Genomic DNA, 18,139 nt, shown 5'->3' with positions numbered 1-18,139 from the left:
ATGTCAATTGAGCATTTAGAGATTACTCAAAAAGTCACTATTAAAAATATTTTTTTATTTTTTTTCATTTTATTTTATTCAAATTTCTATTCTCAAATAATTCCGCAAAATTTATTTAATGATATTTCTAAATATAAAATTGGTGATGATAGAAGCAAGTTAACTGAAATATCAAGCATTATTGTTAATTCTCTTTCTGACGAAAAAAAAGTAAAAACAATTGAAGCTGAACTATTAAATTTTATAAAATCAGATCTTTCCTATGATGCTAAATTTTTTGCAAGCAGAGAATTAAGAATTGTTGGATCAGAAAAATCAATAAATGATTTAAAAGAATTTTTACAAAATGAAAAAATGAGTTCTCTTGCAAGATATGCTTTAGAATCTATTGAAAATGAAAAAGTAGATATTCTTTTTTGTGAAACTATACCGAAAGTATCGAAAGAGAACCAAATTGGAATTATTAATTCTTTGGGTGTTCGTAAAAATAAATTTTCAATAAAAATATTATCTGAATTGTTAAACAATAACGATGAATATATTAGGGTTTCAGCTGCATCAGCATTGGGTAAAATTGCTAACGAAGATTGCTTACCAATTTTAGAAAATCATTTTTCTGTATCAAACATGAATTTAAGAAATGAGATTTTTCATTCTTACATTAATATTTTAGATAAAATTTCCATAGAAAAAAATGTACATAGTAAATATTTAAAATTATATGAATCAGATAATATTCCAAATTCAATTAAGCAAGCTGCTTTGCTGGGTTTACTAAATTCTTCATCAAATTTGAGTGAAGAAATTTTAGTAAGAATTAAAAATGAACCAAATGAATTGAAATTTATCCCGATTTCAAAGATTAAATATCTCCCCAAAGAAACCGATTTTACAAATTTTGCAAAATTATTAACATCGCTGAGTGCAGAAAATCAAATACAACTTTTAGGAGTTTTTGAAATAATTGGTTGTGAAAAAACTAAACCTTTTATAAAAAATTTAATTGATTCTGAAAATGAGCATGTTAGAATTGCCGCAATTAAATCTCTTAGAAAAATTGGAAACAAAGATGATGTAATATTTTTAGCAAATACAGCAACTGAAAAAGAAGGTGATGAAAAATACTATGCAAGAGAAATTCTAGATGTTATTAATGGACAAAATGTTGATGAATCAATTATGGAAAATCTAAAGAATAACAATGAGAAATTATTACCGGAATTAATTAGATCTGCTGGTAATAGAAAAATTCTAAATGCTGTTAATCAAATTCTGGAATTAACAAAATCTGAAAATAAAATTGTAAAATCTGAATCATTTAAAACCTTGGAAGAAATTGCAACAATAAATGATATAAACAAAATAATTAATATTCTTAAACTCCAAAAAGATAATGGCGATAAAAGAAAAGCTGAATTTACAATCTCAACAATTTTGAAAAAATCTGATAATAAAAATGTTGCGGCTGATCAAATAATTATTGAATTCAATGAAAGTAAAAATGATAATGATAAATTTTCATTTTTAAGATTGCTTGGACAAACCGAAAATGATAATGCATATAATATTCTAGTCAAAGAATTAAATAATCCAAACAAGGAAATTTCACTTTCTGCCATTAACGGAATTTCATTATGGAAGAACTCTAAACCACGTGATATTTTATTAAATGTTGCTCAGCAATCTGACGGTGTAATTCAAAGTGCAGCTCTTAAAGGTTTTACTAATTTTATTGAAATTGATAAAGATTTGATGGTAGATCAAAAAATTGAATTTTATAAAAAATCCTTAGAATTATCTAAAACGAGTAACGAAAAAAATATTGCTTTAGATGGCATTGGTCGTATTGATGATTTTAAATCATTAGATATTTTTAAAACATATATAAATCAATCAGACTTAAAAGAAACTGTTGAAGATGGAATAAATCGTGTAGGCTGGCATTTGCATAAATCAAATCCGGAAAAAGTTAAAGAATATATCTTATATTTCATTGAAAATGTTGAAGATGAAAAATTCAAAGCAAAGAATTCAGAATTGGTAAAAGTAATTGATAGATTTATTAAACAGCGTGATAGTATTTAGTTTGCCTTAATAGTAAAGTAACCATTTTTTAGTTTAAATAAATTTTTCTCCTTACCGGCAAAAAAAACTTTTTTATTAGGTTCTATTTTTTTCGAATTGATTTCTACATTCATAAATTCGCAAGGAAGAAGTAATTCCATAGTTGTGTTAGAAGGAGTTTTTAAACTTATCAACCAACTATTATTTTCATTTTTAAAATCTAAAATAATATTCCCGGAAATGGTTGGTAATTTATAATTCATTGATTTCAGACTTCCAGGTTGTGGTGTAATTCTAATTTTCTTAAAAGCTGGTTCGATTGGTTCAATGCCAAATATTTTTCTTGGAATAATATTAGCTGGGGCACTTCCCCAAGCATGATTCCATGTTAAATTTGGTTTGTAATATTCATCCCAAGCTTCAGTTGTCATTGTTGAACCCACATTTATCATATTCATCCAACTTCTTTTTGAGTTTGAATTCATTAGTGAAATTGCATATTCGGCTTCACTAAAATTAAATAATGCTTCAAGAAGATGTTGTGCACCATAAACACTGCATGCCATTCCTTTCGATTTTATGAATTCAATTATATTTTTAGAATTTTCGATTGGTACAAGATTAAATAAAAGCGGAAACATATTTCCATGAAGACTTTTATGATTTGTGCTTTCACCATCATTAAATAGTTTATTTTCAATATCAAATAGTTTTACTTGAATACTTTTTTTTACCAATTCTGCTCGCTCACAAAAGAATTTCTTATCTTCTTCAAAATTTAAGACTTCGGCAATTTTTGAAATTAAGATTAACGAATTATAATGAAATGAATTAACAACCGTGTTTATTTCAGAAAATTCAAAACCGTCTCTCTCACCTTCTGGTGTTGGTCCAGCATTATTTGCTTGATTTGAACCAATTGGTGTTCCCTTTGGCCAATCAACAATATCCTCTATTTTTTTTCCACTAAAATTTATACGTTTCAAAAAATCATCATTATTTTTTTCTGTCCACGTGCTAATTAACCCATCTTCACGGGCAAGTGTAATTAGTGTTTTATTTTTAAGTAATTCATAATTATTTTTGAGAAATTCCTTATCACCAGTGTACATAAAGTGATTCCATGCCATCATAATTAAATGCATATGCCATTCAGTAGGCCAGCTTGGATTGAAAAGTAAAAATTCTGCTGAATATTTAGCAATTGAAAATTCTCTATCAACAGAATAATGCCCAAGTTGTTGAATAAATGCATCAGCTTCATATGGCATTCGTTCTCTATTGCCATCCGCATAAATTCCTAAAAACGGTGTTACTTTAAGTGTGTATTTGCATAAATCCCAAACACAATTTAAGTTCTCATCAGAACTTTTAAAATTAGAAGCAGAATCATCAAAAGGATAATATAAAGCTAACTGGTTGATTTCCAATAATTCTATTTTCTTATCAGAAATAATTTCAACAAATCTAAACGGAATAACTTCCGGATAAAAGGGAGCGAGTTTTTGGTGATTGGGTGAATTTGAATGATGTGTTGGAATCTCTATATTATATTTATTATTACCTTTTTTTAATTTTATAATAGATTCCATCAATCCAATATTAGACTTTCCAACATTTCTATTTATTGCAAAAATTTCATTTTTACGTTCACCTAAAATTATTTTAATCGAATCATTTTCAGATATTGAATTAATGTTTAATTCCAATGTAGCAAATGCAGATTTGCCAAAATCAATAAACCAACTTTTTTCTTTTTGAATTATTTTTTTTAACGATACTTTATGGAATGTTGATGTCTGCCTATTTTCAGAAACCCAAATACTATCATTTAGTTTTATAAAATTACTTTGATAAGACCAATTCAAATTTTCTCTAGAAAATTTTGATATGTTAAATTGTTGAATTTCGCTGTAATCACTTTCATTATCAAATTTATCCCAAACTTTAACTTTCCAAAAATATGATGAATTTTCAGAAAGAGCCTTTCCAAAATAGTCAATATTTGTAGAAATATTTGATTCTGTTTTTTGTGAATCCCAACAATCTGCAGAATCTTTTTCTAATATTTTTTTTGTTGATGAGACTAAAATTCTATAGTATTTCTGCTCTTCAAATTTTTCTGGTACAATCCAGCTAAATTCTGGTAAAGAATCTGTAATCACTGCCGTTTCCGGATATCTTAACAATTCGCATAATAAACCAAATGGTTTATTATTTTCATTACTATAAAAAGAAAATAATACATTAGTAAATAAAATTATTACAATAAATATTTTTAATATCATGATTTAACTATTCACTATTTCTGAATAAAACACCGGCTGGTATTGGTTGAAAGGCAATATCTTTTGAATTGTACATAACTTGTAATGCTTTACTTCCTCCGGTTTGAAAATACTCTGCGCGAATTTTATGAAAACCTTTTTGCAAAAATATTGTTCCGGTTCCTTGCTTAAGAGCATGTTCTCCATTATTATCAACTACTAATTTATCGTTTATATATAAATTGCTTCCATCATTTGATGAAGTATGAAATTCATATTCTCCATCATTTTCAATTTTAATATGTGAGATTAAACGTAGTGCAAAATTATATTTCGGTAAGTCCAGAATATTTAATAAACCAAATTGATAAATAAATCCGGAAGCATCGGGTTGCATATTATCTAAGTTTGGAATTTTCTTAAATTCGCCTTTGTATAATTTCCACTCAATTCCATTTTTATTGGAATCAATAAAATTGTAAATAGCTTTTGCCGGCATGCTTGGATGATAATTATCTTTAAATGCTTGTGCTTTAATTTCAATGTTTTCTACTATTTCAAAAGGTTGCGAATAAACTGGAGAATCTAAATTAGGTGTACTTCCATCAATTGTATAATGAATTACCGCTTTACTATCTTTGCAAAATAATGTGACAGATATTTTATCTCCAAGAAACACTGTAGAATCTCTTGGATAAATATTTACATTTGACGTATACTTTTTAGTAAATTTTTTCTTAACTCCATTTGACGAAAAAGAAAACTTTCCGGATTCAATTTCATAAATTGCGAAATTGTCTTCCCACCCAATAAATTTAACACCTTCTTGTTTACCGGCTATTTTATTACTCTCTTTTACAATTTCATTATTTAGAGTTGGGACGTAAACTGTTGCTGTTGTATTAGCCGGAATTTTAACCTCCCAAGTAAAATTATTTTCACTTAATTTCCAATTGCTAATAATTTCACCACGAATTGAATTATACTTTGAATTAACAAATGTTAAATCCCCTATTACTTGCGGTTTCATTATCAAATGTTTGAAACCGGATTTTAAAGGATCAGTTTTGATTCCACCTAAGCTTTCATAAAACCAGATTATCAAATCACCAAGCAACATTACATGGTTACCCGAATTCATTCCTGGATCACCATGATCTCCATTCCACAATTCCCAAATAGTTGTAGCACCTTGTTTAACCATATATCCCCAACTTGGATAAGTAGTTTGTGAAGCCAATAAATATGCCACATCTGAATGTCCGTTATTTGTTAAAGTTCTCATCAGCCATTGTCCACCAATAATTCCATTACCAACATGACCTTCATTTTCGCCAAGAGTTTTCTGCAAAAGATTATCAATAATTTTTGATTTGAATTCTTCTGGAACCAAATCAAATGCAATTGCTAAAATATTTGATGTGTTAGAATTATTTCCATATTGAATTAAATTTTTATCAAGAAATTTATTGTTAAATGCTAATTTAATTTCTTTTGCTTGCTGTAAATATAATTTTTCATCATCCGGTTTGTTTAATAGTTTAGCAAATTTTGCCATTAATCTTAATTCATAATTAAAAAAGGCAGTTCCTATAAATTCTGAACTTGTTGTTCTTAATGGATCACTTGTATGAATTAATTTCACATCTTCCGGCGGAACACACCAATCGCCATAAGTGTCTTTATACATAATTCCATCTTTAAGATATTGATTCATATGTTTAATCCATTTCTGCATATTTGGATAGTGAGTTTGTACTGCACGCAAATCTCCATATTGTGAATAAAGCATATCTGCTATAAATAAATAAGTACCAGCCCAAGTTGTATTATCATTATAGAATGGCCAATAGGAAGGAGCAACATCCGGTATACTTCCCTTTTCGTTTTGTGCATCTTGAATATCGCATTCCCATTTATTGTATAGATTAGAAATATTGAAAATATAACTTTCTCCAAAACTTTCTGAAGAACGATCACCAAGCCATCCATGTCGTTCATCTCTTTGCGGACAATCGGTAGGCATACTTCTGTAATTTCCTCTAATTCCCCAAAATGCATTTCTGTAAATTTTATTTATTAATTCGTTTGAGCAATTAAATATTCCGGTTATTTCCAAGGAATCATGAATTACTTTTCCTTTTATTGAATTTAGATTAGGAATTCCTGGATAGCCGATCATTTCAACAAATCTGAATCCGTGATATGTAAATTTCGGTTCCCAATTTTCATTGCCAATTCCTTTAAGAATATACGTATCTGTAACTTCGGCACTTCTAATATTATCCAGAAATAAACTTCCATCTTCTTTTAACGTTTCCGCAAATCTCAAAGTAACTTTATCACCTTTTTTACCATTCACAAAAAGTTCAACCCAGCCAACCATATTTTGTCCCATATCGTAAATAAAAATACCGGGTTTAATTTCTTTTACAGAAATTGGATTTACAACATCCATGATTCTTATTGGTTCATTTGGTTGAGATATTAATTTATCTCCTGGTTTTTCAACCAATTCCACACTCATCCATTGTGAATCATCAAAATTTGCTTTATCCCAATCTTCAATTTCCATCGTTGCATCATAATATTCGCCATCGTACTCATTATTTTTTCTAATTGGTTCTTCTGTAGTTATTTTCCAACTTTCATCAGAAACAATTAATTCTTTTGTACCATCATTAAACTCTATTTCAATTTGACAAATTAATTTGGGAAATCCATAAGTTCGCATATTTGTTGGGATTTCACTTCGCATAGCGAAATATCTTCCATTTCCTAAAATTACACCAATGGCATTTTGATCATTCAACAAATCTTTTGTTATATCGTACGTCAAATAAAATGAAGTTTTATTATATTCAGTTGCGGCGGGCACAAACACATCACTACCAACTTTTTTTCCATTTAAGAATAGTTCAAATAAACCTAATCCAGAAATGAATGCTGTTGCTTTTTCTACTTTTTTATTAATTGAAAATTCTTTCCTCAACATTCGTGCTGATAAAATTCTATGAGGTGTGTTTGGATTATCAATTCCAAAAGCTTTATCGAGACCAATCCATTTTGCTTTCCATTCGTTTTCCTTCATTAATCCAGTTGACCAAAATGCAATTTCGCTTTGGCAAGAATTATTATTTTCATCCCAAACTATTATTTTCCAAAAATACTTTTGGTTGCTTTCAAGTTTTTTTCCTTCATAATTTATTTGAATTGAATTATCTGAAATTATTTTTCCGGAATTCCAAATATCAGCTTCAACTTCATTTAACTTAGTTAGCTCTTTAGAAACTAATATTTGATATGAGGTTTGTTTAGTTCCTCGTTTTTCCGAAAATAATTCCCAGCTAAGTCTTGGTTGTTCAATGTCAATTCCAATCGGATTGACTTTATACTCGCATCTTAAATTTTTTGGTAAAAGATTATCTGATTGCGCTTGGATGTTAACAGAAATTATAAATAATAATACTAAAATATTTTTCATCTTGGTTCCAAATAATTTTAAATTCATTTATCTAAAATAAATCCACTTACTTGATTTTGAAATAACTCAAGCACATTAACTCTTATAGTTTTATGATTTCAATATTTCGCCAATTAATTTTTATTCCTCCACCACTATGAATTTGGAGTGCAATAAATCCAAATCCCTCTCCAATTTTATTATCAGTAAAATCAATCATTTCTATTTCATTCAAATATGTTTTTACATTATTATCAATAACACGAATTTTCAATTTATTCCATTCACCCATTTTGAGAATATTTTCCTTTTCATCCGGAATTTGCACCAACCAACCGCGTCCGTATGATTCATATATCCCACCGGTATCATGATTTGGCGGAGCAACTTCAACTTGCCAACCACTTATTTTTGTTCCATCAATACTTGAGCGGAAAAATACTCCACTATTACCATCTGCACTTTGCTTAAATTCTAAAGTCAATTCAAAATTTTTAAATTTTTCATTTGTACTTAAATAACCATATTCCTTATCTGGTCCACTTTCACAAATTAATTCGCCATTTTCAACATACCATGTTTCTGTTCCATGAATTGTCCATCCGGAAAGATCTTTACCATTAAAAAGTTTTATTTTTTCAGATGTGTTTTGAATTTTGCAGCATGTGCAAGATACTATATAAATACTTATCAGAATTAGTAACGATTTTGCAAAAAATGTTTTCATAATATTTCCAATTAATTTAGTTTTTTGATTTTAATATTGCGAAACCATACGCTGTTTCCATGACTTTGCAATCCAATTTTACCTTCTTTCGAAAGTCCGTAATTTGGATAATCTTTCCACTTAGAATTTTCAACAAGGTGATTCCATTCATTTGTCCATTGTTTAAATTCTAATATTTTTTCACTATTAAGATAATGTTCAACAGTTGAATCTTTTACAATAATTTTACTCTTATTCCATTCACCAACTTTTTTTAGAATTTTATTGTTCTTTGGAATATGAAGCGCATAATTTGCACCGGTTTTTTGCCAATCTTCTAATTTTTCCCGAAAACCGATATCATCAATTAATTGATATTCCGGAGCAGTTTGAATTGGACTTGTAAAGTTTTCATTTTCAACAATGTGATAAAATATTCCAGAATTTCCACCAATTGATATTTTCCACTCACATACAAATTCGAAATTCGAAAAACTGTTATCAGTAATAATATCCGAACTGTGATTGATTGAATCACTAAATGCAATAAGTTCACCGTTTTTTATAAGCCAACCTTTTTCAACATTCTTTTTACCGAATTCATGCCATCCATTTAAAGTTTTTCCATCAAATAATAAAATCCATCCTTCATTTTTTTCATCATCCGTTAAAATATTTTTTTTGTTAATTGGATTATTAATTTCTGATTGACTGCAACTTATACCATATGATATTGTTAATAAGAAAAGAATCTTTTTATACATTTTATACTCATTTATTTTTTTTAATAATCAATTTATCTTTTGATGGTAATGCGGGGAAATTTACATGCGGTTCAATTTGGTACCAATATGCAACCGATGCCAGATCATCTTCTAAAGGTAAATAACCATCGGATCCCCAACCTAAAGACTGAATTGTAATTTTTAAATCTTCTTCAAACTTTATTGGATCTTCAATATGCCATCTATATTGGCCGAAAGCTCCAACATAATCTGAAATTGTTGAATCCTTGGTTTGATAAAATCCAGTATATAAACTGCTAAACTCAGTATATTTAGTTTTTCCATTTACATCATGATCATTGTATCCATAAGAGCCACAGAAATAATCTTCTTCACCAGTTCCACAAATAGTTGGAAATTCTTTATCACCATCAAGATAAAATTTTATTTCACCCTCCCCCCACCAGCCTTTTTTTCTTGCGCCATGTGCCAAATATGTTCCAACATATTGTCCTTTTCCTTTCACATTATCAAGTATTGTAAAAACTTCTTTATACGGCAACGGATTTATTCTTCTAAACTGTGAATGAAAATATGGTGTATTTTTCTCAATTTCTTGCAAAGTATAATTTATTTGATAATATATTGTTGCTTTTTTATCACTTAAATTTTCCATAGTAATTTTACATTTATCTTTAAATGGCATTTGCCAATATGAATTAAAACCGCTTCTTGGATTAACACAAACTGCAATAGAATTAATTATTGGTTCATTCATCATTCCCCATCCAGAAGCAAAGAAATCCCCAACTGGAACTTCAATGGATGGCGAAGTTTCATCATCCCAATAAAATCTTAAAATTAACAATCTGTAATCACCAACTGGTGTCATCCAAATATGATTAATAATTCCAGAGGAATTAATTTCCCCAAGTATAAATGTTTTTTCAGGCTCAATGTGTATATACGGATTTACTTTCCATCCTTGTCCTAAATTTCTTGCGGCTCTTGCTGCTGTTCCTTCATCAAGAGTTGCCATACCGCCTTTACCTTTTTCTCCTGTAAAGTTTTCCGGACTAATTGAACGCGATATTCCATCATTTAATTTATACAGATTTGTTAAACTTGAAGATTGTGCATATAATAATGTAGATATTTGAAAAATCAAAAGTAGAATTGTGAGATATTTTTTTAACTTCATAATAACCTCAAATAAAATTTACATTTTAAATAATCAATTTGATATATCTTCCTAACCAATAAGCTAGTCGCCAATAAACTCCATCACTTTCGGTCATACCTCCATCTCCTTGTACTGCTCGCCAAGGATTATTATCCCATCTCATAATTCCTCTTTCACTTGGGGGAATTAATTTATGAGTTTGGATGTCCTCTAAAATTGGAGTTCTCGTTAAAAAAATATCTTCTCTTTTGGAATTATCAATTTTCCATCTAACTAAATCTAGCGGATTATCTTGAAGCAAAAATATTGATTTGTCTAAATTCAATTTATTATTTGTTAAAAAATTGTAGGTAAAATAAAAATAAGGATTATCATCATTTATAAAAGCTTGGTACCAATTGTTTAAACTCTTTTTCAAATAATCTAAAATTTGTGAATCAGTTTCATACAAAAATAAAGCTGGAAATGTTAAAGCGAGTAATTCATCATCAATGTATGTCCGCCAAGATGGCAATGTGGTTTTGGCATTTAATATATTATTCTTATAATCATGTTCATCCCAAAGTTTATAAAATTCTTTCTGATAATATTCATCACTGGAAACGTGATATGCAAGTTTTAGAAAAGATAATATTTCTAGAGAATTTATTCCTCGTTCAGTCGCCCAATCCAATTTTTCGTTTAAATATTCTGGAGCCCAAACCCCCCACTCAGTATGTTTTCCATCTATATCATTAAAAACATAACCGCAATTAATTATATAATTTACAATTTTAATAATATGCTCACTTACAATTTTTTTTTCATTTTCATCAGCAACTAAATCATAATAGAATAAATATCCATACATATGTCCTGTAACTTCATCACTGCTTGTTCCCCTTTTCCATAACCATTTTTTATCTGCTGATAATACCCAATGCTGTTCAAGTCGGTTTTGTCTTGAATCTTCAATTAGTCTCTTCGCCCATTCTCTATCTTCAATAATTTCATTAGGATCTGCCATATCGCTCCAATCAGAAGGAATAACTGTTCTTGCAAAAAAACCATTTGTTTCCGTGATTGTTTGTAAAAATTTCAAAGAATTAAAAGCTTTTTGAGCATTCAATTTTGCATCTGGGTTTTTTGTTACTGCATACCTTAAAGATTCCATCACCAAATACATGCTAGTATATTGTCCGTCATTATCGTCATCTTTTGGTGCCCAGTTTGTAGTATCGCCGGGAGTTTTTAGTTTGCATTTTTCAACCAAATAAGGTTCTCTTATGTGTCGCTTTTCTGTTATGTTTTTGTAGTAATTTTCTTTTTCTTCGAGAGTAATCATTTTAGTTTTTATTGCACTAACTCCGTTTGATGTAGCTATCCAAGCATTTCCATTTTGATCGAATGCAATATCTTTCACATTATCATCAATGAGCCATCTTTTGCTATTTCTTACCGACCATGATTTTCCATCAAATCTTGAAATTCCAAAATCTGTTCCAATCCACATTTTTCCATCCGGAGCTTTTTTCACACATCTTATCCAGCCACTTGGAATTCCATCTTTCGGAATATAGCTTTTAATTCTTTCATTATTCTTATAAACAGTAATTCCGCCAAGTCCACCAATCCATAAATTATTTTGCGAATCATAATCTAAACTAAAAATATTATCACTTACTAATTCATTTTCATTTCTAAAAAGTTTTGATTCATTTATTGATTTATGAAATAATCCTTTACCAGTACCTAAATAAAATCCATCATCATTGTCTTGTATAATACTTCTAACAAGTTTAGATGTATTTAATTCTTCACTTTCCCACGCAGATTCTTTTTTATACCATATTTTTTCCGGAGTAATTGCTACAATTTCATTATGAATTTTATTTACAGCTGAAGTTGGAAAATTTATTTCATCTATTTTATATATTTGATTTTCGTCTCCATAGGATAATCCATTCCAAGATGCAATCCAAATCATTCCGTCTTTATCTGAATATAAATCGAATATTGGACCCTTGTTATCATCAGATAATTTTTGTATCCATTTTTTATTTGATTTATTTAAAGTGAATAAACCATCATCTGTGCCAGCCCAAATATTATCTTTTAAATCAACAATTATTGTATTTACCTTTTCTGATTTTTCATTTTCAAACGGATACGTTTCATGATATTCTTGCCTGAACAAAGTATCTTTAATTTGTGCAGATAAATTAAAATATGGGTAAAATATTATAAATAAAAAGTAGATTTTGTGTTTCATAAAATCCTATTAATATTGCATGAAAATTTTCTCACCTTTTTCTGCACTTTCAAAAATCTTTTCAATTATATTTATATTTGATAAAGATTCATTAAGTGTTGTTGGTAAATTTTTATTGGTTATAATTGATTCAGAAAATTCACTGATTTGTTTTTCATATTGATTGCAAATTTCAAATTCAATTTTCTGAATAACATTATTCTTGGTTAATAAAATAAATGATTTTTTATCATTAGAAGGATTAAAAGGTTTTGGTAATTCTATAATTCCTTTTGTTCCGAATATTTTTACATTTTGATTTTCTTCCATTTGAGTTGAACAAAAAAAAGAAGAGCATCCATTTAGATACTCCAATATTACACTTGTTGTAATATCAATTTTACAATTTGGATGAATTTCATTTACTGCAAATATTGTTTTCGGATTTTTTTCAAAAAGATAATTACTAAGTGAGATTGAATAACAACCAATATCCATTAGGCTCCCGCCGCCATATTCCTTTTTATTGACTATGCTGTTTGGATTATCATCATAAAAAGTAAATGAAGATTGAATATAATTAAGTTCTCCAATTTTACCATTTGTTATTAATTCTTTTGATTTTTTCCATTGCGGATGAAACTTATACATAAATGCTTCCATAATTTTTAAATTTGGATATTTATTTGAAGTTTCAATCAATTTAATTATTTCATTTTTATTCATCCCAATTGGTTTTTCGACTAATACATTTTTACCATTTTCAAGAGATTTTATTGCGAACTCAACATGCAAATGATTTGGCAAAGGAATATAAACTGCATCTATTTCGGGATCTCTTAATAATTCTTCATATTTTCCATAGTATTTAGGGATACTAAATTTTTCAGATACGATTTTTGCTTTTTCAAAATTTCTTGAAGCAATAGCTACTAATTGTGAGTTGTAACTTTTTTGAATTGAAGGAATAATTTGATCAATGGCAATTGTCGCTGTTCCAAGAATACCCCAATTAATTTTTGTTTTCATAACAATTATTTGAATTGTTTTTTTGAAAAATAATTATTCAAATTTCAAAAATTCTTTAATAGTTTCTTCGCCAATAAGTGCATTAGAAGGTCTTTGATTTTCATCATTAAAAACCTGCAAACTTTTTCTGGGAAGTATTTTAACAAAACTTTCATCAATTGTTTTATCAAAATCAACAGCCCTTTCATTCAATTTAAGATGGTAAGCTAAAAAAATGTAAGCAGCTGTTCTTTTAGAATAACCGTAATCATGTCTCTCAGCTGGGAAATGTACATTTTCTACTTTATGTTCAGCATTGTAAAGCGAGTAAACTTTTTGAATATAAGGATATTCAATCCGTGGTGTATTTCTTGTCCAATCCATTCCATCTGAAATTAACATTAAAGGACGAGGAGCAGTGAGTGCAGCGATTTCAACATTATTGGTTTGAAAATTTTCATTCTTATGAATAGGCATTCCACTTTCACAAACACATCCTCCAAAAAAATGTGCTGAAACTTGCACAACCGGAACACTTACTTTTATTCTTTTATCGATTGCTGTTAAGATAAAAGTCTGAGTCCCTCCGCCAGATTCTCCGGTCATTCCAATTCTATTTGAATCAACATCATTTCTGGAAAGTAAATATTCTAATACACGCTTACTATTAAATGTTTGCATAACTAACGCAATAGAATTTTTATGATTTATTTGAGTTGATTCACCATAACCAATCATATCATATGCAAAAACGATTGCACCCATTTTTGCTAATACTGCACAGCGATATTGCACAACATCTTTAAATCTTTTTTCTTCTGTATGTCCGTGCGGACAAAGAATTGCTGCATTTTTTTCTTTAGGATTAAGAGGTTTATATAAATTTCCAGTAATGTAAAATCCGGGGAAACTTTCAATTGCAATATTTTCTACAATATAACCATCCATAATTTTTGCATCTCTAATTATTGGATTAAAATTTCCAATAATTTTGGGCATTTGATTTAATTTCATTCCATCGATTATATTTTTTCTAATTTTATCAGCACGCTCTTCCCAAGATTTTAAATCATTCCACTGAGATAAAAATTCTTTCATTTTTAAATTTGCTTCATCTTCCGTCCAATAATTACCAACACAAAGATTTTCTTGTTGAGCAAAATTTATTGCGATAAATAAAAAATATAGAATCCAAATTTTACTTTTCATTTGGGAACCTAGTTAATTAATTTTCTAATTTATAAGTTTGTGAAATCTTGCCATGTAATATGGAAGAAGGTAAATTGTTCCTTCATTTTCTGTAAAACCATTTCCTTCATTTGAATCAATTACAAATCCATCACGATCTAATCTAACATGACATCTTTCATCAATTGGTAAAGCTTTGCCATCAACTACACTCCAACCAACTTTTAAGTCATGTACTTTTGCGTATTCAAAAACATTTTCACTTCTTATAGGATCGATTGGCCGCCATCCTTCATTCACAATTTGTCCTGGTGTTAAATCAAATTGAATGTCTAGTCTATGTCTATTATCCATTTGGTAACCAATTAAATCAAGCGGAAGTCTTTGTAATGTTTCCATAATATCATTTGAAGAAAACTCATTCATGTAAAATTTTTCAGCTGTATATTTAGAATATTGTCCAGCTTCCGAAAATATTTTACCAGTTTCATAAATTTTTGTATCAACTAAATCATTAAACTTTTTGGCCATTGCATAGTATAGTGTATTCCAAAATGCACTTTTTTGTTTACTAATATGAAGCCAAGAATTTTCAAAACTTTCTCTATACATTAAAATTAATTCGGGATCTTTTTCATAATTCAGTAATCCGTACATGCTCATCAAACAGAGATTATTATCCCAAGGCACAACATCTTCCGGCGGAAAGAACATTTTAGATTGCATTGCATTTATATGATAATAATGTTTATCACACAACATTTTTGCAGTTTTAAGATATTTTCCATCTCCAGTAACATGATTTGCAACATTTAGAAAAGAAAGCATAATCATCGAGTTTAGTCCGCGTTGATCCCAACCCCAAATTGAATTAAAATATTCCGGAGAAAAATTTCCCCATCTTGTTGGTTTTCCATCGTGATCAACAAGTTTAAATCCATGACGAATTATATGATCCGTAATTGCCGCAACAACTTTCTTAACTTGATTTTTTTCTTCATCAGTTTCTGCTACAAGATCATAATAAATTGCATAGAAAAAATAATGACCAGTTAGTTCATCCGAACTTGTATCACATTTCCATAAATATTTTCCATCCTTACTTTTAGGAAATCTTGGAATAATGTCTTTCCAGAATGGATCTTCTTGCTGTTTTTTTAAATTATATTCATGACTATATTGTTCGTTGACTGGTTCATACCAATCAATTGGAATAATTACTCTTGCTGGAAAACCTTCTTCGTGTGTTATTTCAACTAACCATTTACAAGCTTCAAAACTTCTTTTTGCTAATTTCTTTGCTTCTGGATTTTTTGTAACAGCGTATTTGAAAGCTTGTGCAGCTCCGTACATTGCAGTATACATTCCATCATTATCTGAAATATCATGTTTCCAAGTTGTTTTATCGAATCTATTTTCAAGTTTGTTCTGGGCAATAAATCCCATTCTATTATGTCTTTCCTCAACTTGAGCAGTAAAATAATCAGCTTTATTTTCATAAGAAAAATCTTTCAACTCAATTTTGCTTACACCTTTTCTTGTTGCAAACCAAATTATGCTATCATTTTGAACTGCAATATCATTTACAAAATCATCAGCTAGCCATCTTCTGCTAAATCGATAAAAAAACTTTTCACCATCTGTCCTAAAAGCACCTTTATCTGTTCCAAACCAAATTTCACCGTTATTCGTTTTTGAAATACATGTAAAATTTTTATATGGCAAACCTTCTTTTCCGGTAAATAATTTCCATTTATTATTTTCTAAAAATCCCACACCTTCGTTTGATCCAAACCATAGTCTGTTTTTCGAATCAACAATTAATACTTTTACATTTGTTAATTTCCAACTGTACTTTTCATCATTCGGAAATATTTCTTTCCACTCAGAATCTAAATTCGGTTTTACAAATAATCCATTTTTTGTACCAACAAATTCTCTGCTATTAAATTTTACTTGTGCAAATATTGGTTCATTAAAATTTTGTATTTTTTTTGTTGCATCTGTATCAATTAATTTCGATTTATTTTTCGACTGACTCCAAACTTTTCCATCAAATATAAATTCGTCATTATTTGAAAATGCAGAAATATTTTTATTTTCATTAATAACTATTTTTATAAAATCCTCTTCAGGTAAACCTTCTTTGGGAGCGTAAATTGTTGCAACTTCTTGCTTAAAAATGTCAGAATTTTTTATTTGTGAAAATGAAAGTATTGAACTTATTAAAACGCAAAAAATAATTTTCATAATGTCCTTAAATTATTATAGAATTATCATTTATGTGATTTGGATATTCGTTTAATTCAGTTTTGATTTTATAAAAATCCGATTTAAGTTTACGATAAAACATCGTCATATCAGAACTATGCAAAATAATATTTGCTCCTTCTTTTGCCCATTTTATCTGATATTCCGGTTCTTCGGAAAGATGAATTCCAACGGATATATTTCTATTTCTGCACTTGTGAATTATAGTTTTAACATTTTGTTCAAATAAGGAATTATCATACTCTTCGGGGATTTCCAAACTACATGAAAGATCATGCGGACCAATAATAATTCCGTCAATTCCATTAACACTTAAAATCGTTTCAAGATTATTAATTGCTGGAACACTTTCGATATTTAGAAAAAGTAAATTGTTTCTACACCTATTTTTTATATATGCATCAAGTTTGGGAGATATTGATTCTTGATTATTTAAAATGGCATTTAACAATTCACCTTTAAGAGGTCTAAATTTTACTGCACCAACTAATTTTTTCACTTGATCTTCTGATTCAATATACGGAGCCAAAACTGCACTTGCACCGCCATCCAAAGTCATACAAGCTGAATAAGGATCAGGTGAAGAAATTCTAACAATAGGGAGAATGTTGAGTGCAGAATAAATTTTACACAAATTTGAAACCGTTTCTCTTCCGTGAGGAATATGTTCGGTATCAATAAATATAAAATCTAAATTTGCATTTTTTATAAGTTCTGGCCAAAGTGATGAAGTAGCGACTATTGAAGTACCATAAATTCTTGAACCGGATTTTAACTTTTCAACAATTTTACTTTCATCCATAATTTGTGTCAATAAATTTTGAATTTCAAATAGTGAATAATCGATTTCTAAGAAATTATCAAAGAATTCAATATTGCATTTTTAGATTAGTCAATCGATTTCCTAACTTAAATTAGAAATTAATATCGGCTTTTACAAGATTAATTAGACAATAGAAAATTATTTTTTTATACTTAATTTTTAACAGAAAATGAACTGAGAGATATTGAGAAATTGAAAAAAGATCCAACTT

The 18,139-nt window shown here is 28.8% G+C and carries 11 protein-coding genes; 1 reads left to right on the top strand and 10 read right to left on the bottom strand.

Annotated features, from left to right (window positions below; genetic code table 11):
- Nucleotides 1-2,085 (top strand): HEAT repeat domain-containing protein, encoded by a 2,085-nt coding sequence (locus IPM32_13420; protein MBK8946251.1) that lies wholly within the window; start codon nt 1-3, stop codon nt 2,083-2,085.
- On the opposite strand, the gene IPM32_13415 is transcribed toward IPM32_13420, so the two are convergent.
- From IPM32_13415 to IPM32_13370, 10 genes are all read right to left on the bottom strand, one after another.
- The gene (locus tag IPM32_13415) at nt 2,082-4,352 is read right to left on the bottom strand and encodes an alpha-L-rhamnosidase (GenBank protein ID MBK8946250.1); all 2,271 of its coding nucleotides are present in this window, start codon (nt 4,350-4,352) and stop codon (nt 2,082-2,084) included. The two genes, IPM32_13420 and IPM32_13415, sit on opposite strands and share 4 nt — an antisense overlap.
- A 7-nt stretch (nt 4,353-4,359) precedes the next feature.
- Nucleotides 4,360-7,815 carry a family 78 glycoside hydrolase catalytic domain gene (locus IPM32_13410; protein MBK8946249.1) on the bottom strand — a complete coding sequence of 1,152 codons (3,456 nt, stop codon included), beginning with the start codon at nt 7,813-7,815 and terminating at the stop codon, nt 4,360-4,362.
- Between the two features lie 82 nt (nt 7,816-7,897).
- On the bottom strand, nt 7,898-8,521 hold the full coding sequence (locus IPM32_13405; protein ID MBK8946248.1) for a DUF1080 domain-containing protein: 624 nt from the start codon (nt 8,519-8,521) through the stop codon (nt 7,898-7,900).
- Between the two features lie 11 nt (nt 8,522-8,532).
- The gene (locus tag IPM32_13400; GenBank protein ID MBK8946247.1) at nt 8,533-9,264 is read right to left on the bottom strand and encodes a DUF1080 domain-containing protein; all 732 of its coding nucleotides are present in this window, start codon (nt 9,262-9,264) and stop codon (nt 8,533-8,535) included.
- A gap of 7 nt (nt 9,265-9,271) precedes the next feature.
- Entirely contained in the window at nt 9,272-10,426 is a 1,155-nt protein-coding gene (locus IPM32_13395) for a DUF2961 domain-containing protein (GenBank protein ID MBK8946246.1), read from the bottom strand.
- Nucleotides 10,427-10,451: 25 nt separating this feature from the next.
- Nucleotides 10,452-12,659 carry a regulator gene (locus tag IPM32_13390; protein MBK8946245.1) on the bottom strand — a complete coding sequence of 736 codons (2,208 nt, stop codon included), beginning with the start codon at nt 12,657-12,659 and terminating at the stop codon, nt 10,452-10,454.
- Between the two features lie 9 nt (nt 12,660-12,668).
- Complete coding sequence (locus tag IPM32_13385) at nt 12,669-13,667, bottom strand: Gfo/Idh/MocA family oxidoreductase (protein ID MBK8946244.1); 999 nt, start codon at nt 13,665-13,667, stop codon at nt 12,669-12,671.
- 33 nt (nt 13,668-13,700) lie between these two features.
- Nucleotides 13,701-14,855 (bottom strand): acetylxylan esterase, encoded by a 1,155-nt coding sequence (locus IPM32_13380; protein ID MBK8946243.1) that lies wholly within the window; start codon nt 14,853-14,855, stop codon nt 13,701-13,703.
- Nucleotides 14,856-14,879: 24 nt separating this feature from the next.
- Entirely contained in the window at nt 14,880-17,084 is a 2,205-nt protein-coding gene (locus IPM32_13375; GenBank protein MBK8946242.1) for a hypothetical protein, read from the bottom strand.
- A gap of 7 nt (nt 17,085-17,091) precedes the next feature.
- Nucleotides 17,092-17,907 carry an aldolase gene (locus IPM32_13370; GenBank protein MBK8946241.1) on the bottom strand — a complete coding sequence of 272 codons (816 nt, stop codon included), beginning with the start codon at nt 17,905-17,907 and terminating at the stop codon, nt 17,092-17,094.
- Nucleotides 17,908-18,139: the final 232 nt, after the last annotated feature.

It is taken from the genome of Ignavibacteriota bacterium (assembly GCA_016716225.1).
Taxonomy (GTDB): domain Bacteria; phylum Bacteroidota; class Ignavibacteria; order Ignavibacteriales; family Melioribacteraceae.
Note: the sequence above shows the minus strand (reverse complement) of the source record. Positions and strands in the feature narration are given on the sequence as shown.